Source organism: Urinicoccus massiliensis (assembly GCF_900120405.1).
GTDB classification, from domain to species: domain Bacteria; phylum Bacillota; class Clostridia; order Tissierellales; family Peptoniphilaceae; genus Urinicoccus; species Urinicoccus massiliensis.
The window spans coordinates 753,241-776,436 of the sequence record NZ_LT635492.1; the positions used below are offsets into that span (position 1 = coordinate 753,241).

General features: G+C 38.3%; 22 protein-coding genes and 2 other annotated features. Of the genes, 3 read left to right on the top strand and 19 right to left on the bottom strand.

All coding sequences use genetic code 11. From position 1 onward, the window contains the following. Positions 1-128: 128 nt before the first annotated feature. Positions 129-1,472 (bottom strand): branched-chain amino acid transport system II carrier protein, encoded by a 1,344-nt coding sequence (brnQ, locus tag BQ7400_RS04065; protein WP_072469563.1) that lies wholly within the window; start codon positions 1,470-1,472, stop codon positions 129-131. A gap of 68 nt (positions 1,473-1,540) precedes the next feature. Further along, positions 1,541-1,775: a binding site (T-box leader), on the bottom strand. 221 nt (positions 1,776-1,996) lie between these two features. Between brnQ and BQ7400_RS04070 the strand changes: the two genes are divergently transcribed. The 3 genes from BQ7400_RS04070 to BQ7400_RS04080 all read left to right on the top strand — a co-directional run bounded on the left by BQ7400_RS04070 (position 1,997) and on the right by BQ7400_RS04080 (position 5,817). Next, positions 1,997-3,706, top strand: coding sequence for an S-layer homology domain-containing protein (locus BQ7400_RS04070; RefSeq protein ID WP_072469564.1), 1,710 nt, complete (start codon positions 1,997-1,999; stop codon positions 3,704-3,706). A gap of 130 nt (positions 3,707-3,836) precedes the next feature. Then, positions 3,837-4,346, top strand: a complete 510-nt coding sequence (locus tag BQ7400_RS04075) for a phosphatase PAP2 family protein (protein WP_072469565.1) — start codon at positions 3,837-3,839, stop codon at positions 4,344-4,346. A 271-nt stretch (positions 4,347-4,617) separates the two neighbouring features. Next, positions 4,618-5,817 (top strand): CAP and S-layer homology domain-containing protein, encoded by a 1,200-nt coding sequence (locus tag BQ7400_RS04080; protein ID WP_072469566.1) that lies wholly within the window; start codon positions 4,618-4,620, stop codon positions 5,815-5,817. A 119-nt stretch (positions 5,818-5,936) separates the two neighbouring features. Here BQ7400_RS04080 and BQ7400_RS04085 read toward each other — a convergent pair whose 3' ends face one another. From BQ7400_RS04085 to BQ7400_RS04170, 18 genes are all read right to left on the bottom strand, one after another. Further along, on the bottom strand, positions 5,937-8,432 hold the full coding sequence (locus BQ7400_RS04085; protein ID WP_072469567.1) for an ABC transporter permease: 2,496 nt from the start codon (positions 8,430-8,432) through the stop codon (positions 5,937-5,939). Continuing rightward, the gene (locus tag BQ7400_RS04090; RefSeq protein ID WP_072469568.1) at positions 8,419-9,108 is read right to left on the bottom strand and encodes an ABC transporter ATP-binding protein; all 690 of its coding nucleotides are present in this window, start codon (positions 9,106-9,108) and stop codon (positions 8,419-8,421) included. The genes BQ7400_RS04085 and BQ7400_RS04090 overlap by 14 nt, the downstream gene beginning before the upstream one ends. A 100-nt stretch (positions 9,109-9,208) precedes the next feature. Then, a complete protein-coding gene (locus tag BQ7400_RS04095; protein WP_072469569.1) occupies positions 9,209-10,180 on the bottom strand; it encodes a sensor histidine kinase in 972 nt (323 codons plus the stop codon). Continuing rightward, positions 10,173-10,820 carry a response regulator transcription factor gene (locus tag BQ7400_RS04100; protein ID WP_072469664.1) on the bottom strand — a complete coding sequence of 216 codons (648 nt, stop codon included), beginning with the start codon at positions 10,818-10,820 and terminating at the stop codon, positions 10,173-10,175. The genes BQ7400_RS04095 and BQ7400_RS04100 overlap by 8 nt, the downstream gene beginning before the upstream one ends. Before the next feature lie 387 nt (positions 10,821-11,207). Further along, the gene (locus BQ7400_RS04105; protein WP_072469570.1) at positions 11,208-11,549 is read right to left on the bottom strand and encodes a hypothetical protein; all 342 of its coding nucleotides are present in this window, start codon (positions 11,547-11,549) and stop codon (positions 11,208-11,210) included. A gap of 84 nt (positions 11,550-11,633) precedes the next feature. Then, positions 11,634-12,272 carry a VanZ family protein gene (locus BQ7400_RS04110; RefSeq protein ID WP_072469571.1) on the bottom strand — a complete coding sequence of 213 codons (639 nt, stop codon included), beginning with the start codon at positions 12,270-12,272 and terminating at the stop codon, positions 11,634-11,636. A gap of 463 nt (positions 12,273-12,735) precedes the next feature. Then, positions 12,736-15,237: an ABC transporter permease gene (locus BQ7400_RS04115; RefSeq protein WP_072469572.1), complete on the bottom strand. Its 2,502-nt coding sequence runs from the start codon at positions 15,235-15,237 to the stop codon at positions 12,736-12,738. Beyond that, a complete protein-coding gene (locus BQ7400_RS04120; protein WP_072469573.1) occupies positions 15,200-15,877 on the bottom strand; it encodes an ABC transporter ATP-binding protein in 678 nt (225 codons plus the stop codon). Before BQ7400_RS04120 ends, BQ7400_RS04115 begins: the two co-directional genes overlap by 38 nt. Positions 15,878-15,965: 88 nt before the next feature. Beyond that, positions 15,966-16,838: a sensor histidine kinase gene (locus BQ7400_RS04125; protein ID WP_072469574.1), complete on the bottom strand. Its 873-nt coding sequence runs from the start codon at positions 16,836-16,838 to the stop codon at positions 15,966-15,968. After that, positions 16,826-17,479, bottom strand: a complete 654-nt coding sequence (locus BQ7400_RS04130) for a response regulator transcription factor (protein ID WP_072469575.1) — start codon at positions 17,477-17,479, stop codon at positions 16,826-16,828. The genes BQ7400_RS04125 and BQ7400_RS04130 overlap by 13 nt, the downstream gene beginning before the upstream one ends. Positions 17,480-17,544: 65 nt before the next feature. Further along, a complete protein-coding gene (locus BQ7400_RS04135) occupies positions 17,545-17,748 on the bottom strand; it encodes a helix-turn-helix domain-containing protein (protein ID WP_034438865.1) in 204 nt (67 codons plus the stop codon). Between the two features lie 224 nt (positions 17,749-17,972). Then, a complete protein-coding gene (gene rpmA, locus BQ7400_RS04140; protein ID WP_009430025.1) occupies positions 17,973-18,263 on the bottom strand; it encodes a 50S ribosomal protein L27 in 291 nt (96 codons plus the stop codon). Further along, positions 18,257-18,592, bottom strand: a complete 336-nt coding sequence (locus tag BQ7400_RS04145) for a ribosomal-processing cysteine protease Prp (RefSeq protein ID WP_072469576.1) — start codon at positions 18,590-18,592, stop codon at positions 18,257-18,259. Before BQ7400_RS04145 ends, rpmA begins: the two co-directional genes overlap by 7 nt. Then, complete coding sequence (gene rplU, locus BQ7400_RS04150; protein ID WP_072469577.1) at positions 18,592-18,897, bottom strand: 50S ribosomal protein L21; 306 nt, start codon at positions 18,895-18,897, stop codon at positions 18,592-18,594. Before rplU ends, BQ7400_RS04145 begins: the two co-directional genes overlap by 1 nt. A gap of 12 nt (positions 18,898-18,909) precedes the next feature. Next, positions 18,910-18,978 (bottom strand) — a sequence feature (ribosomal protein L21 leader region). Between the two features lie 37 nt (positions 18,979-19,015). Then, the gene (locus BQ7400_RS04155) at positions 19,016-20,047 is read right to left on the bottom strand and encodes a ribonuclease E/G (RefSeq protein ID WP_072469578.1); all 1,032 of its coding nucleotides are present in this window, start codon (positions 20,045-20,047) and stop codon (positions 19,016-19,018) included. Continuing rightward, the gene (locus BQ7400_RS04160; RefSeq protein WP_072469579.1) at positions 20,013-20,672 is read right to left on the bottom strand and encodes a TIGR03936 family radical SAM-associated protein; all 660 of its coding nucleotides are present in this window, start codon (positions 20,670-20,672) and stop codon (positions 20,013-20,015) included. The genes BQ7400_RS04155 and BQ7400_RS04160 overlap by 35 nt, the downstream gene beginning before the upstream one ends. Continuing rightward, on the bottom strand, positions 20,656-22,503 hold the full coding sequence (locus tag BQ7400_RS04165) for a TIGR03960 family B12-binding radical SAM protein (protein ID WP_072469580.1): 1,848 nt from the start codon (positions 22,501-22,503) through the stop codon (positions 20,656-20,658). The genes BQ7400_RS04160 and BQ7400_RS04165 overlap by 17 nt, the downstream gene beginning before the upstream one ends. A gap of 1 nt (position 22,504) precedes the next feature. Continuing rightward, the gene (locus tag BQ7400_RS04170) at positions 22,505-23,191 is read right to left on the bottom strand and encodes a CpaE/TadZ family protein (RefSeq protein ID WP_072469581.1); all 687 of its coding nucleotides are present in this window, start codon (positions 23,189-23,191) and stop codon (positions 22,505-22,507) included. Positions 23,192-23,196: the final 5 nt, after the last annotated feature.

The window sequence follows — 23,196 nt, forward strand, 5'->3', positions numbered from 1 at the left end:
CACCCTCTGGCTCAAAGTAAATAATCCCTTATAGGCTCATTTTATTTTATAGAAATTTCTTGAAAATTTCAAGCTTTTTCTTCTAATGCTAAAAGAAAAGGACCGGCAAGGGCCAGTCCTTTCAAGTCTTAAATTTCTTGACCCACTTGGTCCTTTTGTTGGGATTTTTCATAAACCCTTCCTAAAAGACTTGCCAGGGTCACAGCAAGAAGGCTGGGAAGAACCCAGGAAAGTCCTTGCTCATAAAGGGGAAGAGACTTTACCAGGTCGGTTAAAAATGGCAGGGCCAGCTTAAATGTCTTATCCAGCATTTCCACTAGGGGAAGGGCCAGGGAGAAGAAGGCTCCAAAACCGTAAGCTAGCTTGCTGTAGCCAAACCATCCTTGGGTCATCCCCATGACGATTAAAACCAAGGCCACAGGATAGATCATGGTCAAGAGGGGGACAGAAAAGGCCAGGAGGGTATTTAAACCAAAGTTGGCCATGACAAAGGAGAAGAAGGTCCAGATACAAACCCAGGCATGATAGGAAAGTTTTCTCTTAAAGAGAACATGGAAGTATTCTCCCCCACTGGTAATAAGGCCAACACAGGTGGTTAAACAAGCCAGGGTAAAGATGGCTGCCAAGAGGTAGAGGCCGGTTTTTCCAAAAAGGACTTGGACAGTTTGACTTAAAACTTGGGCCCCATTTTCCACTCCTGGGAAGAGGCCAGAAGTAGCCATACCTACATAACTTAACATGGCGTAGACTAGCAAGAGAAGGGCTCCAGCCACTAGACCGGCCTTGACGGTATAACGAGTTCTTTCTGCCTTGTCTGTAACGCCAAAGCGCTTGATGGCCAAGGCGACAACATAACCGAAGTTCAAGGCAGCTACGGCATCCATGGTGTCATAACCTGACAAGAAGCCCTTGGTCAAGGGAGATGTTTGATAGTCCCCTAGGGCCGGAGCCACTTGGGGGTTTAGGAAAATAATGCGGACAAAAAGGAGCAGGATCATGACCAAGAGGGCCGGAGTCAAATACTTCCCAACCCTCCTAACCAGCTTGGTGGGCTTGAGGCAGATCCAAAGAGCCAGGCCGAAAAAGCAAAAAGTATAAACCAGGCGGGCCAGGCTTAAACTGGTGGTTTCAGGAAGCAAGGGGGCAATGGCCAATTCAAAAGGCACACTGCCGGCCCGGGGAATCCCAAGGCCAGGCCCTATGGATAAATAGATGGCCGTGGTAAAGAAAATGGAGAAAAGAGCCCCCACCCGGTTGGACAGGTTGGACAAGCCATCGGTCTTACCTACTAAAATGGCTCCTAATACCGGGAACAAAACAGCCGTTACGGCAAAACTGGCCAGGGCCACCCAGGTTTGGTTCCCTGCCTGGTTACCCAAGAGGGGTGGAAAAATTAAATTTCCTGCCCCGAAAAACAATCCGAACAACATGATACTGACTTGGCTAAATTCACTTCTGCTTAATTTTTTCATAAATCCTCCTATTTTTTTCAAACAATTAAATTTTATCCCATAAAAAAACGTCCTCAGTCTAAAATTAGACCAAGGACGAAAAATATTCCGCGTTACCACCTTTATTCCTATCGATAAAACGATAGACTCTCAAGCATCCATCAATGCCGGGTATTGATAACGCCTACCAAGGCGACAAGTCTTACTCTGGTTCAGACCTGCAATAAGAAAAATGATTTTCACCCAACTTCCACTATAAGCTTCCACCAACCGCTTACTCTCTGTAAATATCCATGAGGCTAGTCTTTTTTTCCAAATTTTTACTATAAAATTTAACTGTGATATTGAAATTATTCTACCCCAGCTTTAGACCCCTGTCAAGAGAAATTTTTCTCTCTTTTTAAAAAAATTTTCCGACTTATCCGGGGCCCCTTCCCTCTTCCCAAGGCCGGAATTTTCTTTTTCTCCTTTTCTTCCTCCTTTTTCTCCTGGCTTATGGTATGATATATTTGAACATTATTAAAAAAATAAAGGAGAATGCAGTTATGAAAAAACAGCTGAAGAAATTCTATGGTCTTTTGGCCATGACTCTTGTTTTTATCCTGGTCTTGTCCCCCCTTGTCCAAGGGGCCGACTATGCCGACATCCAGGGCCACTGGGCCCAAGGCTACCTTTTAAAGGGCCTGGAAAAAGGTTGGATCAAGGGCTATGAAGATGGGACTCTCAAGCCGGACCAAGATATTAGCCGGGCAGAATTCATCGCCCTGGTCCAAAGAATCCTGTCCCTAGATTCCTTCAACTTAGCAAAAACTACTTCCTACCAAGACCTGGACAGCCAGGCCTGGGCCAAGGATGCCATTGACCAAGCCTATGCCGCCGGTCTTTTATCCTTTACTTTTCCGGGAGCCAATTTAAATCCCGGCCAGGCCATCCAAAGGCAAGAAGCCGCCAGCCTCCTCCACCAGGCCCTGGCCGTCAAGGCCCTAATGGACAAGGGAGAAAAACTAGACCAGGCAAGTCTCAATGAACTTACGGCCATCCTGGCCAGTCAAGGAAAAAGTAAAACAGACCCCACCATCCTTAGTTTTAGGGACCGGGACAAAATTACTCCCCGCTTTATTTTTTCCATTGAAAACCTAACTGGGTCCAAGGTTATCTCCGGCCAAGGAGATAATAGCTTCAACCCCCAAGGCCCCCTAAGCCGGGCCCAAGCCATGACCCTCCTGGTTCGGGGCCTTAAGGAAGAACCCATCCAGGGTCAAAAAACCCCCGTCAAAACTCCCTCCCCCAATCCGGTAAGTCTTGGTGAAATCCAAGTGGTCCAAGAAAATGGAGCCTTCTACCTCCAAGACTCCTCTACTGGCCAAAAAATCACCTGGCCCCAAAGCCAAAAGGGACTGGTGGAAAAGGGCGACCAAGTCTACCTTTTGAATCCCGACGGGTCCCTCAAGGCCGACTTCTATAGCAAGGACGGAAAAACCTACTATGTAGACAAGGAAAAAGGCCGGGTCCGAGGCTGGAAAAAAATCAACGGTAGCCTCTACTACTTCTCCCCGGCCAACTACCGCATGTACCGCAAGGGCATGTTCTCCACCGGCGAAGGCGTCTACTGGTTTGGCCCCGACGGAAAATTAAAAACCGGCAACCGCCCCGGTGGTATCAAGGGACGGGTCATCTACTGGGCTGGTCCCACAGATAAGGAAGTGGAAAACAACTGGCTCCAAGGTCCCGACCAAGACCTCCGCTTCCGGGGGCAAGAAATTGCCAACTATGCCGCCGCCTTTGAGGGAATCCCCTTTAAATGGTACGGCTTTGACCTTTCCCAAAACGGTGGCGTCTACTGCGTAGGCAATGCCTATGCAGCCCACAAGGCCTTTGGCATTACCATCCCCGGACCCAAGGATGCCAACCTCCGCCTCCACAAGGGCTACGAACTCACCCGGGTCCAATACCAAGCCGCAGAAAAATTCGGTGGCATCCGCTATCCGGCAGACTTTTCCAAGGCCTGGCCCGGAGACTTGATCTTTAACTACAGCCCCAACTTCTACCTGGGCTACAACCACGTAGGCATCTACATGGGCATGAACAATAACCGTCCCATCTATGTCCACGCCACCTTGAAAGACGGCCTCATGATCAGCGACACCAGAGAAATGAACTGGAACATTGGACGACGCTTTAACAAGGAATTTATCCGTTACAACACCCGGCAAAACAAGGGCAACGGTCAAATCCCTGACGTCCCCACCCGATAAACTTAAAACAGGGAGAGCCTACTTCTCCCTGTTTTTTTATTGGCTAGCCCTCTTCCCTATTGAAAAAATCCCCTCCTTCTACTATGATTTAAGTAAGTAAGAAGAAATAAAAAACAGATTGGAGGATCCCATGGACCGAAAATTTTTACACTGGCTTACCGGCCTTAGGAGCAAACCCATGAACCGGATTATGATCTTTATCACCCACCTGGGAACCGGAGGCATGGTCTGGCTCCTCTTTAGCCTGGTCTTTTTTATCCAGGGGCAAAAAAACCTAAGCTACCGAGTCCTCCTGGCCCTGGTGGTCAATGGACTCATCTGTAACCTCACCCTGAAGCCCCTCTTGAAACGGAGCCGGCCCTCTTGGATTGACAAGATCGACCTCTTAATTAAAAACCCCACAGACTTTTCCTTCCCCTCCGGCCACGCCAGCTCCTCCTTTGCAGCTGCCATCACCATATTCTTTCAAAACCAAGGCCTGGGGACCCTTTGCCTGGTCCTGGCAGGCCTCATTGCCTTTTCCCGTCTCTACCACTTTGTCCACTACCCCTCCGATGTGGTCCTTGGCTCCCTTTTAGGCATTGCCATGGCCCATCTCAGCCGGTTTATCTTTAACAACTACCTTCTTTTCCTAATTTGATAAAATTTTTTAATAAAAACCTAAAAAAATTCCCGGCAATCCTGCTGGGAATTTTTCTGCCTGGACCTGGAAAAGTCCTTACTTATTTATTTTTTCTCTTTCGATCTTCCAAATCCGCCATGAATCCACTTGCTAGGCCGGCCCCTTTTGGTAAAAAAGCTAATTCCATGGATTCGATTTTATATTGTCCCAATATCTATTGACAGTCCTCTCTTTCATGGGCTAAAGTAGACTATAAGGGAAGATTATGTAAAATACAAAGGAGAATTCTATGAAAAAATGCTACAAAGTACTCGCAAGCCTGGCTCTGGCAAGCGTCTTTTTCCTGCCAGCCACCAGCTACGCCGCAGGCCGGGACCAAAAAATTGCCGACTTGAAAAGCGAGGGCCTGGTCACTGGCTACCCCGACGGCAGCCTGGGCCTGGATAAGCCCATCAGTCGTGCAGAAGTCTCTGTCCTTTTAACCCACATGACCGGCAACCGGGTCAAGGGACCTGGAAAGCAAATTTTTAAGGATGTCCCCTCCAGCCACTGGGCCAGCGGCTATGTCCAAACTGCCAACCGCCTGAAAAACCCCCAAGGCGTTCGGACCATTGTAGGCTATCCCGATGGTAGCTTTCGCCCGGAAAATCCCGTCAGCAATGCCGAGATCATCAAGATGATGACAGTGTCGGCCAAGAAAAACCTCACACCAGCAGATGTAAAGACCGCCTCCTGGCCCAGCTCCTGGATTGATTGGGCCAAGGACCTGGGCATCATCGGGCCAGGAAGTGACGTCGGTAACTTGGATCCCCAGGCCCCAGCTAGCCGAGGCGATGTTTTCGTCATGATTTACAATGCCGGCCAAAGTGTCAAACCTCGTGGAGAAAATAAGCCATCTCCCCAGGAAAACAAACCATCGACTCCTGTAAGGCCTGCCGTAAGTGGAGGCTTTGAATTTGCCGCCTTTAACAGTGGAAAAAGCTTTAACCACGAAAAATTCAAGCAAGAATTTTTAGCCTTAATCAATGCAGACCGTGCCAAACAAGGCCTGGTCCCCTTACAATGGGACGACGACTTGAGCCAAGGTGCCATCGTCCGGGTTGAAGAACTTTTAAAAAATGGGTCCATCGATGTCAATGGCCAAGACCACGTTCGGTTGGACGGACGTCCCTGGGATACAGCCTTTGACTATATCCGTCCCCAATTGTCCACTACCATTTTCGGCGAAAATTTAGCCGAAATCATCCATATGTCCAATGAAAGAATCGGCAAAAAAAGCCGCCTCTATATGACAGATGAAGCAGTCCTGGCCAAGAATCTTTATCAGATGTGGTGGAATTCCCCCGGCCACCGGGCCAATATGATGGAACCCAAGTACCGCTATCTGAACCTCCAAGTCCGGGTGGGCAACTACGCCCAACTGGGAAAACCGGGCAAAAATACCGTCTATTTTGTCGGAACCACTCATTTTAGAGGAGACTACCAATAAAGGGACTCCACTTAAAAAGTCTTGGTGGAGTCAGTTTTATAAGTCTTTTTAAGGAAAATGCCCATTAAAAAGGACCCCAAGAAAAAAGGCTATGAGTTTTAATGCTCATAGCCTTTTTCTTATATACTCTTGAAAGTATTATCTGAGTTTTCGTTTATTGTTTTAAAACCACTTTTTATTGCAAATAAAACTCCTGCAGTCATAAATACAAATACTACTATTAGAGGGATATAATTCATATTTGTTATCAGACCTTTTATCGCAAATTCTAATTCATAGTTACTTCTATAGGCTCTCAATGCAATTCCAATAATGAACATAAAGATATAGGCTAAGAAAATATTTTTAAACAATATTTTCCCCTCTCCGACGACCATCTTTTCCATTTGTTTTTCTGTCATACCTGCTGTTGATAGAAGTTTAAAGTCATTGAATCTTGCCCTAAGGTTTCCTTTGAAACTATTGTAGGCATTGGAAAGAGCAATTGTTATAAGAATGATTTGGATAGCTAGATTTAGGAGTCTTTCATTCCTTGTTTGTTCTTTATCCATGGCTGCTCTAATAATTTCTGTAGAAGTGCCATGATCTGATTTTGGAACATAGGTCGAAATCACTTTTTCTGCATCTTCAAATACTTTTTCCTTGTTTTTATCAGCCTTTATTTTTACAAAATAATAGTAAACAGGATTTGATTCATCTATTCCATACTCGTCAATAAATTTTCTCATATTACTTGCGCTAGTAAATATAGGTATTTCGTTGTCATTATAGGCTTCTAAATCATAAGGTATTTCTTCTATACTTCTATCTATATTTAAATTTATGGGTTGTCCCTGTGCATTATATTTTAAGGTAAGATTTCCTGTATCCTTATCAGAAATTTTTATATACTCACTAAAAGCATACGGAGTTTCATTATCTTTTCTTATCTTATTAAGTAATAAATAAGATGCATGAGAGATGTTATTTTCTTTTAAAAGCTTTTCAAAATCTTCATCTGTTAAGGCGTATATGCTTGCATATAGTCTATCTTTTGCTATTTTTCCATTATCAAGAGAATTTTTTAAATCCTTAGACATAAAATCTTTATTATCGTCAAGGTAAAATTTGGTGTCATTTCTTTGATATAGGTGAAACTCTTTTATACCTTCGACTTTTTCTAAGCCATCTAATAAGTTTTCATCTAAACTCTTATCAGTGTAAATACTTGAATTAAAATTGTAAGGACTTTTATAAGAGTTATATTTTTCATTCAAAGCTCTATAGGACTGGCTAACTAAAACTGCTGTCAAGGCAAAGGCAGACAGAGCCATTGAAATTACAATAATTCGATAGGTTGAACGATAAGACCTGTAATAATCTTTTGCTAAAGTCTTTTCAATAGGTCCATTTATTTTTGACTTACCCAATTTAATGCTTTTTTCTGTAATCCCATTTAAGCCTTCTATTATTTTTATTTTTGCACTTTTCCTAGCAGGAATTATCGCAGATAAATAAACTGTTAGGATCGACAATAATATAATCATTATTATAGAAATAGGGTTTGGATAGACAAAATAAAAACCTGGCGATTTTAAAGTTTCTCCCAATATCTCAGACATATTTTTATAGGATATTGAATTATTAAGCCACATCAAGTATAAGAGAAGATTTGCAAATGCCAAAGATAGAATTGTTCCCAAGGCTATTGGTAAGGTTGAAAGTTTAAAAGCTTTCTTTCGAATCATTTTTTTGACCTGCTTATCTGTCATACCTGTGCTTTTTAAAAGAGCAATTTCCTTTAAATCCCTATTGTTCCACACATTAAAAGAACCATAAATGATAAAAGCAAAAAGTAGGCAAAGAAAGAAGCCTGCTCCATATTTTTCTATAGCTAAGTTTACAACACTCTTTGGTGGGATGATTCCTTTTGGATAGACCATCTTATATTCTAAGATATCTTTATTATAAAAAACTCTCCCAATATCTAAGGCATGGTTCTCGTCAATATTCATTTCAGACAAAACTTCCCTAGTTTTTGTATAAGTATCCCTTATATTTTTATACCAAATTTGGGCTTCTATTTCATCATTTTTTTCAAATAAACCTTTCTTATCATCACTTTCAGTCAAACCTATAAGCATAGAATCTTCAAATGATTTAGAATAATCATCATAAATTCCAACTACTTTATAAGTTTTATCACGAACAGTTATTTCAGAACCCAAACCATACTCTTTACTTTTTATTAAAAATTTCTCTGGAACTAAAATCTCGTTTGAATTATTAGGTTTTCTTCCCTCTTTAATATCAAAACCTATAAGACCAGTAGGATCTCCAAATTCATAGATAGTTGCATTTAAATCTGTCTCTATGATTTTATTAAAAGAAATCTTTTCTATACCCTCATCATTTATTAATTTATCATAAAGTTTCTCGTCAATTTCACTAATTGACACATGGTAGTCTCCAACATTTTTTTTAACATAGTTATACTGTTCGATTCTCATAGCGTTGAAGATAAAAATTACAGTTCCTAGCAGCATAACTGCTAAAAGTATTGATATCTTAATGGCAAAACTGTCTTTTTTATTATTTTTTACAGCTCCATCAGCTAGGTCATTAATAATTTTCATAAGTTCCATCTCCTAAGAAATTTAACCTACCATCTACCATTCTATAGACCTTGTCACAAGAATTTGCTACTTTTTCATCATGAGTAATGATCATAATTGTAGAATTTAATCTCTTATTTACAAGTCTGAAAAGTCCTGTGATTTCTTCTGAGTTTTTCCTATCAAGATTTCCTGTAGGCTCATCTGCAAGGATAATGGCAGGTCTTGTAATCAAACTTCTAGCAATGGCAACTCTTTGTTGCTCGCCACCAGATAACTGTTTTGGATACCTATCAAGCTTTCCTGCTATTCCTAGTATCGATAAAATTTCCTTTAAATATTCTTCATCTGCCTTTTTATTGTCTAACAAAAGAGGAAGTAGGATGTTTTTTCTCACATTAATATTTGGAATGAGGTTAAAAAATTGGTAGACAACGCCAATATTTCTTCTGCGAAATACTGTCATTTGGTCTTTATTAAATTTAGTAATATTTTTATCTTGAATAAATATATCACCACTTGTTGGTGTATCTACTCCTGCAAGTAAATGAAGTAAGGTAGATTTGCCAGAGCCACTGTCTCCAATAATGGCAACTAGGTCTCCTTTTTCTAGTTCAAAGTTTACATTTGAAAGGGCATTTACTTCTACTCCGCCCTTATATGTTTTTGTTAAATCAACTGTTTTTACTATATTCATATTGTATCCTCCTTAACTTGTCTATAGTTTATTAGACTTAAGTGACTGAAAAGTGACTAGAAAAAAGACCATGTCTTATTTTTAGACACAGTCTTATAATTTAATTATAAAATCTTAGTTCAAAGGCATTTGATTTCTTACCCTTATGATATAAAAGTTCTCCATTTTGTCTTTCCATTACTGATTTTGCCATTGGAAGTCCAATACCATAGCCTTTTGAATTTGGATCTATCTTATAAAAACGCCTAAAAACTTTTTCTAACATTTCTCTATCTAAACCTTTAGAAAAATCTTCGACAAAAATGCTCTTATATAAGTTCGTTTCTTTTAAGTGAATTTCAATATGTCTATCTTCTGTTGCTTCGATTCCATTTTTCATCACATTAAATAATGCTTCATAAGTCCATTTCTTATCGCATATAAGATTAAAATCATCTCCATAAAGAGGAATTTCAATATTATCATTGATAAAATAATCTTTTAGCTTTTGCATGATATCTTCAATTAATTCTTGGGCAGATATCCTGTCTTTTGCCATTTCTATTGTTCCAGAATCAAGGGCTGCAAGTTTTAATAAAATATCAGACAAATTATGGAGCCTAAGTAAATTATCTCTAAGTCTTTCTATATATTCTTTGGAAAAGTTGTCATCTTCGTCTTCTAATAAATCTAGCAGTAATAAAGATCCAGTTAATGGTGTTTTAATTTGATGAGCAATATCTTCCGTATATTCTCTTAAAATTTCCTTGTTTTTCTCGGCATTCTCAGCAATCCTCTTGTTTTCTAAAATAATTTTAATAATCTCATCTCTTAATTTTCCAAATTCATCGTCTATTATTTCATAATTATCTGAGTTTATATCAAGTGAATGGAGGAGCTTAAATACATTATTAATTTTATCCTCAAGAACCTTTTCTTTTTTCTTTTCAATTTTTGAAATAACTACAAACAGAATTATATTTATAAGTAAAAAACCTATAAGCGTTAGAATATCAAATCTTGGATTAAGATAAACTAGAAACAAAGACATTAATAGATTTAAAATTAAGACAAGTAAAGTTTTTTTATTCATTGTCCCACCTATATCCTATTCCTCTAAGAGTTTTTATATGGTTACCGTAATCTCCAAGCTTAGATCTCAGTCTCTTTATGGTTACAGTTAGGGTATTGTCATTCACTTCATAAAAATCATAACCCCAAACATAATCTAAAATTCGCTCTCTTAGTAGATTTATATTTTGATTTTCTAAAAGCATTTCCAATATAGCAAACTCTTTTAAGTTAAGGTCTAGATCTATTCCATCTATCGAAGCTTGTTTTGAAATGAGATCTAAAGATAAATTTTCAAAAGTCAGTTCATCAACCTTTTTTATTCTTCTGCTAAATACATTGTCTATTCTCGCCTTTAAAACAGGGAGAGAAAAAGGTTTTGTAATATAGTCATCTGCTCCTTGAGAAAGACCTTTTATTACATACTCATCTTCGTCTTTTACAGTAAGCATTATTACAGGAAGGTCAGAAAATTCCCTCAGCCACTTTAAAAAATTAAAGCCTGATCCATCTGGGAGATTGGCATCAAGGAGAATTAAGTCAAAGTCATTAAAATTAAGATTTTCTGTCTGAAAAAGATTGTTATAAATAATGGTTTCAATATTATGCTTGTTTAAGTAAGTTTTAACAGCAAAGGCAATTGTGCTGTCATCTTCAATCATTAGTATCTTTTTCAATGAAATGCTCTCCCTTATATAAAGCTTTAAATACATTATACCATTATCACTTATATTAAAAAACAGACCCTTTACGGATCTGCTTGCTTTTAAATATTTATTTTATTTTCTCAAGAAGAGAAACTGATTCTACATGGCTTGAGTGGCAGAATGAATAAAATTTCATATTTCTAAAAAGCCTTGTATATGGGAATAAATCCACAAAATCAAGTCATTCACTTATAATATATCCAAAATTGCTATCGATTTTTCTCTAATCATAGTATAATCTTTAAATATGATCCTTATTAATTGAATTATAAAAAACCTTATCTAATGATATAATCAATTCTTAGGTGCAAAACCATATAGTATTTACTTGAAAACTGAAATTTAATTCAAGTTTAAATAATCATCATAAAAATTAACAAACTTTTTGACCAGTTTTATATCCAGTCTGTTAGACCATTTTTTCCTATCAAGATTAGCATCAATGAAGTCTGCCTTATCCTTTACAAAACTGTCTTTATTTTCCTTCGCTTTGTAATCATAATCCAGGGATGAAGTCCATTTATCAAATGCAGTATTGAACTCTTTTTGGTAGGTGTTGTTGTCATCAACAAAAAAACTATGTCCTTTGTCTTTAAAGCGAAGAAAGGTAAATCTCGGATTTTCCTTATATTTATCATTATATGTAAATACTGAAAAATACCAAACAATACCGACTATTAGCATAAGACAGATTATTACAATATTTTTTACTATTTTTTTGATTTTTCATAGTGAATTAATTTTACAACCTATCATAAAAATAAAATATCACCATTTATGAATTTCACCATTTATGTTAATTGCGAAAAAGATGTTATAGATGTAAATCTGAATAGTTAGCATAATTAGTATAATAATTACCCATAGAATTATGGGTTCATAATAGCTATATTTAAACTTTGCTTTGGATTTTTTAATTAGTGAATTAGAAATAAATCTATTAAATAATTTGTATACACCGTATCCTAAACCTAATCCAACTGTATTTGTAATTAAATCATTTACATCTGTCGTTCCAAAACCAAACATTTGAATAACTTCTATGGACAATGAAAATAAAAATCCAATGAGTAAAACTTTAGACAAACAATTATATTTCTTATAAAGTAGAGGTAGGAAAAATCCTAATGGAAGAAACAAAATTATATTTAAAATTGTATCTTTTGGGCCTCTAATCATATCTATAAATGGTATGAACGAAAATGTTGGAGAATAATTAGGTTTCAAGCAAATACCAGTTGTAGTTAAAACTCCAACAAGATAAAATGAAAATACAAAAGTCAAAATTATACGTTCTTTATGTTGATTATTTCCATATATTTTTAAGACTATAAAATATAATGTTAATATTAAAACAGTAGGTATATAGCCACTTATTGCGTGACTAAAAACAAAATCCCAATCCATTCAGATATCCTCCTCTATTTTATGAAAACATTATATCACTATCAATTAGTCAAGTCCAAAATATTGTGCTAGTAAATTTTACGCAATATTATGGATCTGACTTAAACTAAGATATCCAAAAATATAATTAATAATAAAAATAAGACTTTAGGAGTCATGTCAAGCTCTTAAAGTCTTATTTAAATATTATTTTTTAAGATGAGTGATTACTTCCACATGGCTTGAGTGGCAGAATGAATAAAATTTCATATTTCTAAAAAGCCTTATATGTGGGAATATATTAATCAATACGTATCTTATAATTATAAGATCATTTTAGAACTAAGAAAAAAACAGCCCTCAAAAGGCTCATTGAATTAGGGATTTTAGAAAAACTGATTTAGAGAGTCTTTAGGTGGCAAGATAAAAGGCTATGAGTTTTAATACTCACAGCCTTTTTTATTTCTGGTTAACATAAAAAATGTTATTCTAAACTTCTTATTCTATCTACAAGACTATTTTGGCTATGCTTTTCATAAAACCTACCTGTAAATATTATCCCAATGATTATATTTACAAAGTTGACAAGAATAAGTGGCATGATTACAAATTTATAGGAAGTCCACTTAGTTTGTTCCATAAAACCTATCAAGATGTATTTATCTACAAGAAGCATAATGATGAAAGAAAATACTAAGCCACATAAAGAATAGATCAAATTCTTTTTCACCAAATATTTTTTAATATTTTTCTTTGTCATTCCAATTGCTTCAAGAATTGATAAGTTAACCATATTTCTCAAAATTTCAGTAGCAATAACATTTATAAAATTCAGTACAGAAATTAAAAACAATACTATAGATAAACTATACCCCACAAATTCTATAAGATTTTTGAAATCTTTAAAAGACTTTATTTGAAGATCTCTTGAATCGTAGGAAAATCCTGGTTCATTTTCAAAAGATTTTAATAACTTATCAAAATTTTCCTTTTCGCTATCTTCTACATCAAATCCATAGGACATTATACTATTATCGCCTGTGAGTTCTTTGTACAAATTAGGATTTAAATAAAAATATTCTAAATCTAACTCAGGGCTAGACTCATCAAATTGATTTTCCTGGATAATAGGATAATATCTCAATCCATCGGAAAAATTATAATTAATCTTTCCCATAATTTGGACTTCTTTGATACTATTATTTACTTTGATCTTTATTTTATCTCCAGCTTTAAATGAAGATTTCTTATCACTATCTTCACCTACAATGGCATACGATCCGTTATTCCATTTATCTTTATCAAACTCTCCATCTATAAATTTTTGTTTATTTATTAGAAACTCATCCATACCGAATAGAATTGGTGCGACTTTATGATCTTCTATTTTTATACTTGCAAAGGAGTACTCATAACCATAGGAATATAAAGCTCCTCCAGCTTTAAATCCCTTTTGATTTTCTATTTCATCAATGAAATTATCCTTGATACCGTCCTCACTTCCTGAGTACATATACCTAAAATATTTTGGGCTTGCTATATTATAATCCGTTGCAATTACATCAGAAATCCCCTTTTCTAGATCAATATTGCCTGTATAAGTTAAGACACTATTCAAAATAACTGCAGAAAGGCTAATAGATAGAACTATGGATATAAATCTAAATTTATTGGAAAATACTTGTCTTCTTGACAGCTTTTCTAGAGAAATATTCACGCTTTTATATTTCTTTTTTATCGTGGTTTCATTGTATCTGCTGGCATCTATTGGAGAAACTTTTGCTGCGAACCTAGCTGGTCTCATCACTGATAGAAATACTGTAAGCAAAGTGAAGGCTGTCGAAAATAAGATAATTAAGACCATTACCGTTAGTGATAATTTTACATCCGTTAACATCTCATTACTTGCAAATATTTTGTTTAAAATGATTTTTCCGATAGAAATTCCAACTATATCTCCAATTATTATTGAAGGAAGTGCGACTGCTAAAGACTCAAGATGAATAAGCCTTTTGATTTGTGGCTTTGTCATTCCAATTGTTTTTAAAAGTCCTAGAAGTTTAATATCTTCATTTACGGATATCTTAAAAATATTATTTATTATTAAGTATCCCGCTACAATTACTAAAATCAAAAAAGCTAAGAAGGGTAGAAATGTTTTAAAATCAAAACTAGAATCACCAGATAAAAGATATGCAAAGTTAACACCAATTCTTATTTCTTTGTCGGATAGATTTCCAGGGTCATCTACCACTTTATAACCATTTCTCTCTGCAATTTTTAAAAGTTTATCCCTTATCATAAAGGAATTCTTTAGCATTACTTCCAAATCTTTATTATTTTCTGGAAGGGATAATTTATCTACATAAGCTTTTGATAAATAAATTTGTCCTACACCAACGTTGGAGTCAATAGGATTTTGAAAAGTCCCCGATATAATAAATTTCTCACTTCTTTTTTTGATAATTTCTCCTGTGTAAGGTTTTTCTATAGTGAAAGGAATCTCTATCTCTTCTCCAATTTCTCCTTTATAACCTAACTTTTTTGCAGTTGCTAAATCTATAAATACGTCGTTTTCTTTTTCAGGAAATTTCCCTTTAACTTTTTCTATTAGCGACCATTCAAATCCATTGTTATCCATATAGGATAGTTCTGCACTTATTTTTTCATCATCAAGAATACCAACTTTCTCTCTTATTGAAAATTCCTTTATGTCTTTATCCTTGGATAAAATACTTATGTCTTTGTCAGAAAGTTCTTTAAATGATCCGTGGCTGATCGACCCCACAGTTTTCATCGTTTGGGTTTCCATGCTCTTTCCTAAACCTAAGGCTACGGAAAATAGACTTGTAAATAGTATAGAAGTCAAAGCAATTGCTAATAAGAGAATGTTTCTCCTGCTTTTATTAGCATTTAAAATATTTTTTGCAAGCCTCCTTATATAAGCTTTATTTTTGACTTTCATTATTTCCCACCAGCTTTCCATCTTCTATCCTTAGAGTTTTTTCTGCAGCTTGAGCTACAGCATCATCGTGAGTAATCATAAGAATAGTGTTTCCAAGCTCTTTATTAATTTTTTTTAATAAGTAAACAACCTGGGAAGATGATTTTGAATCTAAATTTCCTGTAGGTTCGTCAGCTAGAATTAAAGATGGTTTGGTAACCAAGGCTCTTGCTATGGCAACTCTTTGTTGCTGTCCACCTGATAATTCATTAGGCATTTTATATTTTTGATCACTTATTTCTAGAATGTCTATTACGGAATCAACATATTTCTTATCTACTTTGTCCCCATCAAGACCAAAGGGAATAATTATATTCTCATATACATTTAGCATGGGCAAAAGATTATATGCTTGAAAGACAAAACCGATATTTCTTCTCCTAAAAATGGTTCTCTCATCATCTTTCAATGCATAAATGTCGGTATCATCAATTAAAACTTTTCCGCTTGTAGGATAATCAAGTCCTCCTAGTAAATGTAAAAGAGTTGATTTACCAGATCCGCTTGCTCCAATTATAGAAATAAATTCTCCTTTTTCCACATCGAAAGATACTCCGTCAAGAGCTCTTACTTCCACGTCATTTGTTTTATAATATCTTTTTAAATTTTCTACTTTTAACATATCTATCACCTCTTTACATTTAATATAACATTCATATCTTACAAAGTACTTACAAGACTTTTTACAGTTTTGTAAGAAAAAAGACTTCTCACAAGGGGAAGTCTACTGAAAATTTTATTCTATTTTCATCCAAAGATGCTCTTATATTTCCGCCATGTTTTTCTATAATTTCTCTGGCTATAAAAAGACCTAAACCCAAACCGTCCTTTGAAACTGAATTTTTTCCTCTATAAAATCTTTCAAATATTTTTGGCAAAGTTTCTTCTGATAAGTCTTTGCACTCATTTTCTATGTCTAGATTATAGTTTAGGTAAGATTTATAAACTGAAATATTAATAGCAGAACCCTTTTGCGAGTATTTTATAGCATTATCTACTAGATTGTGGATGGCTTCTTTAAGCCATCTTTCGTCCAAAGCGAAAAATAAGTCTTCATCTTTTAAATTTATGCTTATTTCTTTTTCATCTAATGTAACTTTAAATTCTTTCAAAACATCTTCTACTATGTCTTTTAAATTTGCTTGATGTTTTTGTAAGGAAATAATATCGGATTCTAGCCTAGAAGATTTTACTAGGTTTTGTATTAAAAATTCTAGCTTATTAAGTTCATACTTTATAATTTCAAGATACTCATCTTTCGGATCATCTTCTAATAGACTGATGTATAAAGAAAGGTTGGTAATGGGTGTCTTGGTTTGATGGGATATATCTGCTATTAAATCTTTTGTTTTACTTTCTTCTGTATTTATTTTCGCTTCTTTTACTTGGCTGGCATACAAAAACTTAATAAGCTTTGATTTTATTTTAGATAATTCCTTTTCATCAAATTCTGTAATTTCTAAATTTCCATCCAAAGCCTTATCAATATAGTCTGAGAGTTCACGCATTTCACTTCTCAAGACAACATATTTATATAAAATAATTCCAATTATAAGAACAAGAATAACTATTAAAAATTCCATTTATATCCAACTCCAAAGACTGTTTCTATTGGGTCATAGGGTTTTAATTTATTTCTTATCCTAGAAATGTTGACGCTCAGTGTATTTTGATCAATAAATTCATCATCTATTCCCCAAACAAACTCAAAAAGTAATTCCTTAGTAATGACTTGAGACTTGTTTTTTATCAGGTAGTATAAAATTTTTGTCTCTGTCCTTGTGAGATCTATGTTTTTATTGTCTACATAGAAAGTATTTTCATTGAAATTAAAGTCTAGACCATCTTTCTTGTAAATATTTAAATCACTAGACACTATTTTTTCAAAAGCTCTTTTTATCTTTGCTTCTAATATTCCCAAAGAAAAAGGTTTTGTTAGATAGTCGTCTGCCCCTAAATTTATGGCTGAAATGATATATGCTTCAAGATCTATGGCTGATAGAACTATAATAGGAATTGATGAACTTTCTCTGGTATACTTTATTATTTCAAGCCCATCTCCATCTGGTAAATTCATATCAAGGAGAATTAAATCAACACTAAAAATAAAATTTTTGGCTTTGCTAACAGTGCTTACAGAGAAAACCTCAAAATCTTTATTTAAGGCTATGGAAAGTCCTTTATTTAAATTTTTATCATCTTCAATTATTAATATCTTTTTCATAGTTTCTGACACCATCAATTAAAGTCCGTAATTACAAATATAATACAGAATTCTTATATAAACTGTCACTTATTTCTATACTCCAATATTTCTGATATATCACACTTAAAATATTTACAAATTCTACCAAGTATCTCCATACTCACATTCTCATCTCGCCCCATTTTAGCTATGGTTCGTGGACTTGTATTTATGGTTTTTTGTAGGTCTAGTTTATTCATCTTTTCATCGATTAATTTTTTCCATAACCTATCATAGGAAAATCCCATAACCCACCTCTTGAGTTTATTCCACTTTGTATAGTTTTTCTATAATAGTATATCATATCCTATAGCCTAATCTTTATCTATTTCTTAAGACAGTCTTATTTCTGTCTTTTTTAAGCAAAAAATTGACATTAAAAAATCGGCACAAGGGTTAATAGCTCCATGCCGATCAAATTTTAAGAAAAATTGCCCATTAAAAAGGGACCCTTTAAAGGGTCCCTTTTTCTTTATGCTAATTCTTCCGCTTCTACACTGACAACTTTTTTCATGCCACGGCCTTTTCTTTCGAATTTAACAATGCCGTTTGCTGTTGCAAAAAGTGTATCGTCGGAACCACGGCCTACATTTTCGCCGGGATGAATTTTTGTTCCTCTTTGACGTACTAGAATATTTCCAGCGAGAACATATTGTCCGTCACCTTTTTTAAGTCCTAGACGTTTTGATTCAGAATCACGACCGTTCTTTGACGATCCCATTCCTTTTTTAGAGGAGAACAATTGTAGATTTAATCTTAACATTTTTTACCTCCTGTAATTTTCAAATAGGGCTGGGCTGTTTTTTCAATCATTTCTAAGCCACAGACCATTGTTTGAAAAATGATTTGAATGGTTTTATCCTCTGCAGTAGCTGGGTCTATCTCAACGCTTAAAAAGCCATCTTCCATCTGGTAGGGGATGTCTTTTTCTGCTAGGCCCGCCACTTGATGTAAACTTTCCACACAGGTTTGGGTCAAGATGCTGACTGCGGCGCAAACCAGGTCGTATTCGCCTTGGTTGTTGCCGGCATGGCCCTTGGCCTTAAAGCCTGTCAGGATACCCTCTACATCATAAACATCAATTTGGATCATTACGCAATGGTTCCAATTTCAATAAATGTATATGGTTGACGATGTCCTCTTTTATTCCGGTAGTTTTTCTTTGCCTTGAACTTGTAGACAATGACTTTTTTTGCCTTGTTTTGTTCAAGAACCTTGGCTTCAACTTTTGCTCCTTCCACGTATGGACGACCAACTTTTACTTCGTCGCCACCTAGGAAAAGAACCTTGTCAAAAGTTACGGTATCGCCTACTTGGGCATCAAGTTTTTCGACACGAAGTTTGTCTCCTTCTTGCACCTTGTATTGCTTACCGCCGGTTTCAATTACTGCGTACATTGTAGCACCCCCTTATTTTCTAAGACTCGCCTAGCCAGGTAATAAATTTTAAAGACCTGTTTCGTGCGGTTACATCTAAGTATTTTAGCATGAACTTTGCTAAATTGCAATATCTTTCTCACTTTTCTTTTCTCTTGCGAACCAATTCATAGAGGCCCATGGGGGAAAAACCGTAGAGGATTGCCTGGGGGTCTTCTTGAAAGGCCTCTTCCAGGATTTTTTCCAGGTCTTTTTTCTTGTCCTGGTCACAGGTAATGAAGTCAATGACTAGCATCCCTCTAAGGTCCCGTCTAAGAATTTGCTGGCTGGCTTTTTTGGCTGCCAGGATGTTGATTTCTTCCGGGGTCAGACCCTGGTCTGGACCCTGGGAGCTATCTACATCGATGCTGGTTAGGGCTGCGGTTTTTTCAATCCGGATGAGGCTCCCTCCCTCCAAGGGGACTTGGACCTTGTTGAGTTCTTCTAGGTCTTTTCGGTAGTCTTCCATGTGGTAGAGGGAGTCTTCCACATGGGTCCAGCCCCTTTCCCGGGCCAGGTCGGGGTCGTTGGTATAGACCCTTTGTCCTTTCGGGACCTGGTTTTTGTGGTAGAGGCACTTGGCCTTGGGGGAAAGTTTTTCTTCCTGGAGAAATTTTTGCCAGACCTGGTAGAGGTCCTTGGCTTCTTCCAGGTCTCTTTTTGGGTCCTGGGCCCCGGTTCGGATGAGCCAGCCTCCCGGAGGCAGGTCATTTTTTGCCTTTTGCCAAATTTTTTTCAGGGTCTTTTTATTTTTTAGGGAATAGTAGAGTTTCTTGCCCTGGGGAAAGTAGACCAACCGGTCTCCTGGAATGGAGAGGTCGGTTTTCAGGCCGGGATATTTTTTACTATAGGCATCCTTGGCCACTTGAACCAGGACCAGGTCCCCCTTGGCCAGGTCCAGGTCTTCTTGTAAAAAACCCCTTTGCCCCTGGCCCAGGTCCAAAAAATAGGCCTTAAGTTGGGGAACCCGGTGGTCCACCCGGCCCAGGTAGATGTTCCCCACTAGGGATTCTTTATAGGGTCGGACCCGGTGGATTTGTCCTTCCTTAAATTCCACCAAGACCGGGTCTTTGAACTTGTCAATAAAGATAAAGTCCTTATCTTCCGTGAAAGACTTGTCCGTTTTCATCATAATTGGTCACCCTTTTTACGCCAATTTCATCCATGTCCCAGGGAAGGTCCAAGGCTTCTTTCATGGCCTTTAGAAAAAGGTCAGGTCTTAGGGTTGCCCCCTCCTTGCTGGAAAATCTTCCATAGAGGATGGGACCCTCCTGCCAAATTTCTTCCACCAGGTCATAGGCATCTTCTTCCACCAAAATTTTCTTCCGGCCCTTCTTCCGCCGTCTTTGGATCATGAGCTTGTCCAGGTCCTTAAAGGCCTGGGCCAGGTCCAGCTTGTCATCTCCTAAGTCAAAGGCATAGAGACAGGCCTGGATCCTCTGTTGGATGGCTGTCTTATCAAAGTCGGCAAAGACTTCTTTAATAGCCACCCCCTGAGGCAATTCTCGGTTGAGCCGGTTTTTCATTTCCTCCAAGGGATAGCCGTCTTCAACCTGGATATCCATAAATTCACTTTGACTTTCCACCCCCAGGGACAGGGGGTTGCCCAGGGTGAACTTGGGATGGGGGTTGAAGCCCTCGGAATAGATTACGGGAATCTTGGCCCGTTCAATGGCCCGTTCAAAAAGCCGGACCAGGTCCAGGTGGCTAATGTAACGAATCATTCCCAGTTTTGTATATTCAGCGCGTACCTGCATGAAAATCCTCCCACATGGAACAATTTTTAATTCCACATCCATGGCAGCCCTTGCGGCAGTCCAGGGTGGTTTGGCCCTCAAGGGCCCTTTGGTATTCCTTCTTTAAATAGGCCTTGGACACCCCAATATCAATAAAGTCCCAGGGCAGGACCTCGTCCAGAGGTCTTTCCCTATAGGCATAAAAGTCCGGAGAAATTCCCGTATCTTCCATGGCCTGGATCCAAAGGTCTTCCTTGAAACCATCGGTCCAGCCGTCAAACTTGGCCCCCAATTCAAAAAGTCGATAGAGGAGTTTCCCCGTCCGACGGTCTCCCCGGGCCAAGACAGCCTCACAAACAGAGGTGGCCGGGTCGTGGTAGCGGAAGCGAATTTTGGGGTCCTTGACCCTTTCCTTGATAAAGTAGGCCTTTTGCAAAAAGTCTTCCTTGGTGTTTTGGCCAAACCACTGGAAGGGGGTAAAGGCCTTGGGGACAAAGCATGAGGCCGAGGCCGTCACGGTAAAGTTCCCCTTGATTTCTTCCTTGGGCCGGTTGAAAAAGGCATCCTTAACCATTTCTGCCAGCTGGAGGATTCCCAAAAGGTCCTCCTCTTCTTCTGTGGGTAGGCCAATCATAAAGTAGAGTTTAATCTTGGACCAGCCCTCCTTAAAGACGTCTTGGCAGACAGCTAAGAGGTCTTCTTGGCTAACATTCTTGTTGATAACATCCCTAAGTCTTTGACTCCCTGCCTCTGGTGCAAAGGTCAGGCCGGTTTTTTTCACCTTTTCAATTTCCTTTAAGACATCGATAAAAAAGGTGTCCAGTCGGAGGGAGGGCAGGCTCATGGCCACCCTTTGGTCCTTGAATTCTTCCATAAGGTCCTGGATCAGAGGCAGGAGGTTGCGGTAATCACAAGAGCTCAAAGAGGACAGGGAAATTTCCCGGTAGCCTGTTTGGTCAATAAGCCTCCGGGCTTGGTCCAGGAGGTTTTCCTTGGACTTTTCCCGGATGGGCCGGTAGATCATCCCGGCCTGGCAAAAACGACAGCCATGGGTACAGCCCCGAAACATCTCCAGGACCACCCGGTCGTGGACAGTTTCAATAAAGGGAACAATCTGCCTCCTGTTTTGGGCCATTTGGTCCACCTGGTCCACCTTGCGTTTTTCAATGACTTCTGGAAGGTCAGCCAGGACTTCCCTGTGGGAAATGGTCCCGTCTTCCTTGTAGACTTCCCGGTAAAATTTTGGAACGTAAATCCCCTTCATCTTGCCGGCAGCTAAAAGAAAGTCGTCCTTGGTCCCACCCTGGTCCTTGATTTTTTGGTAGAGGCGGATGAGTTCCAGGTTGACTTCTTCTCCCTCTCCCAGGATAAAGAGGTCAATAAAGTCCGCCAATGGTTCTGGTGTATAGGCCACAGGACCTCCGGCTATGACCAGGGGCCCTTCCTTGCGGTCCTTGGCATAGACTTCCAATCCCGCCAGGTCCAGCATGTTTAAAATATTAGTAAAGGACAATTCATATTGGAGGGTAAAGCCCAAAAAGTCAAAGTCCTTGATGGGGGTCTTGGTCTCCAAACTGTAGAGGGGGATTCCCAAGGTCCGCATCTGTTCTTCCATGTCAAACCAGGGGGCAAAAACCCGTTCACAGGCTATGTCTTCCTGGTCGTTTAAAATTCCGTAGAGGATTTGCAGGCCCAGGTGGCTCATGCCGATTTCATAAAGGTCGGGAAAGGCAAAGGCAAAACGAACCTTGACCTGGTCCGGGTCCTTGACCACGGCCCCCAGTTCCCCACCAATGTAGCGGGCGGGCTTTTCCACCTTTTTCAAGGCTGCATCTAATTTTCTTAAGTCCATACTACCCCCTTAAAAGTCGATTCCAGAAAGTTTTTTTCCGGACTCCCAGGTCCATACAAGCCGGGTCGGTATAAATTCTCGCAAAATCTTGGGGGTAGAAAAAAGCCTGGCCCTCTTCTGGGCCATCCAGCCTGGGAAGACTTTTGACTGGGTCAAAGGAAAGTCCCACCTGGTCTATTGCTTCTAGGAGCTTCTTGGGGTCTTCCACACCAGTAAAGACAAAAGTCGCCCCTTGGCCCCAAAGACGGTTGTTTAATTTTGCCTGGTCCATGGCATAAAGTCCCGCCCGGTCCCCAGAGGAGACAAAGTAGACTTCCTCCACTTGGATAAGGCTCTCTAAGTCCTTCCAGCTGGAACCCAGGTCCAGGAAGATATGGTCATAGGTCTCTTCCAATTGGTCCAGGACTTTTTTCAAGCCCTCCAGGTCCAGGTCCTCCCTCTTTTTTAAAAGGGGGCCTTCCAGGATATGGACTCCTTCTCCTTCAAGGATACAATCCTCCAAGAGGGCACCACGGTTACAGGCGTCATAGAGGTCGTAGATGGGAGAGGGTAAGTCCAGGCTAATTGAGGCATCCTTGCGGCCAAAATTCAAGCTGACATAGATGGATTTTGGGGTGGTTTTTGCTAACACTAGAGCAAAAGAGGTGGTTCCCACACCTCCTTTTGCTCCTAAAATGATTGTTTTCATTTGCT

Excerpts from the sequence above, each read along its gene's own strand:
- brnQ (WP_072469563.1), bottom strand. The coding sequence starts at position 1,472 with ATGAAAAAATTAAGCAGAAGTGAATTTAGCCAAGTCAGTATCATGTTG.
- BQ7400_RS04070 (WP_072469564.1), top strand. The coding sequence starts at position 1,997 with ATGAAAAAACAGCTGAAGAAATTCTATGGTCTTTTGGCCATGACTCTT.
- BQ7400_RS04075 (WP_072469565.1), top strand. The coding sequence starts at position 3,837 with ATGGACCGAAAATTTTTACACTGGCTTACCGGCCTTAGGAGCAAACCC.
- BQ7400_RS04080 (WP_072469566.1), top strand. The coding sequence starts at position 4,618 with ATGAAAAAATGCTACAAAGTACTCGCAAGCCTGGCTCTGGCAAGCGTC.
- BQ7400_RS04085 (WP_072469567.1), bottom strand. The coding sequence starts at position 8,432 with ATGAAAATTATTAATGACCTAGCTGATGGAGCTGTAAAAAATAATAAA.
- BQ7400_RS04090 (WP_072469568.1), bottom strand. The coding sequence starts at position 9,108 with ATGAATATAGTAAAAACAGTTGATTTAACAAAAACATATAAGGGCGGA.
- BQ7400_RS04095 (WP_072469569.1), bottom strand. The coding sequence starts at position 10,180 with ATGAATAAAAAAACTTTACTTGTCTTAATTTTAAATCTATTAATGTCT.
- BQ7400_RS04100 (WP_072469664.1), bottom strand. The coding sequence starts at position 10,820 with ATGATTGAAGATGACAGCACAATTGCCTTTGCTGTTAAAACTTACTTA.
- BQ7400_RS04105 (WP_072469570.1), bottom strand. The coding sequence starts at position 11,549 with ATGCTAATAGTCGGTATTGTTTGGTATTTTTCAGTATTTACATATAAT.
- BQ7400_RS04110 (WP_072469571.1), bottom strand. The coding sequence starts at position 12,272 with ATGGATTGGGATTTTGTTTTTAGTCACGCAATAAGTGGCTATATACCT.
- BQ7400_RS04115 (WP_072469572.1), bottom strand. The coding sequence starts at position 15,237 with ATGGAAAGCTGGTGGGAAATAATGAAAGTCAAAAATAAAGCTTATATA.
- BQ7400_RS04120 (WP_072469573.1), bottom strand. The coding sequence starts at position 15,877 with ATGTTAAAAGTAGAAAATTTAAAAAGATATTATAAAACAAATGACGTG.
- BQ7400_RS04125 (WP_072469574.1), bottom strand. The coding sequence starts at position 16,838 with ATGGAATTTTTAATAGTTATTCTTGTTCTTATAATTGGAATTATTTTA.
- BQ7400_RS04130 (WP_072469575.1), bottom strand. The coding sequence starts at position 17,479 with ATGAAAAAGATATTAATAATTGAAGATGATAAAAATTTAAATAAAGGA.
- BQ7400_RS04135 (WP_034438865.1), bottom strand. The coding sequence starts at position 17,748 with ATGGGATTTTCCTATGATAGGTTATGGAAAAAATTAATCGATGAAAAG.
- rpmA (WP_009430025.1), bottom strand. The coding sequence starts at position 18,263 with ATGTTAAGATTAAATCTACAATTGTTCTCCTCTAAAAAAGGAATGGGA.
- BQ7400_RS04145 (WP_072469576.1), bottom strand. The coding sequence starts at position 18,592 with ATGATCCAAATTGATGTTTATGATGTAGAGGGTATCCTGACAGGCTTT.
- rplU (WP_072469577.1), bottom strand. The coding sequence starts at position 18,897 with ATGTACGCAGTAATTGAAACCGGCGGTAAGCAATACAAGGTGCAAGAA.
- BQ7400_RS04155 (WP_072469578.1), bottom strand. The coding sequence starts at position 20,047 with ATGATGAAAACGGACAAGTCTTTCACGGAAGATAAGGACTTTATCTTT.
- BQ7400_RS04160 (WP_072469579.1), bottom strand. The coding sequence starts at position 20,672 with ATGCAGGTACGCGCTGAATATACAAAACTGGGAATGATTCGTTACATT.
- BQ7400_RS04165 (WP_072469580.1), bottom strand. The coding sequence starts at position 22,503 with ATGGACTTAAGAAAATTAGATGCAGCCTTGAAAAAGGTGGAAAAGCCC.
- BQ7400_RS04170 (WP_072469581.1), bottom strand. The coding sequence starts at position 23,191 with ATGAAAACAATCATTTTAGGAGCAAAAGGAGGTGTGGGAACCACCTCT.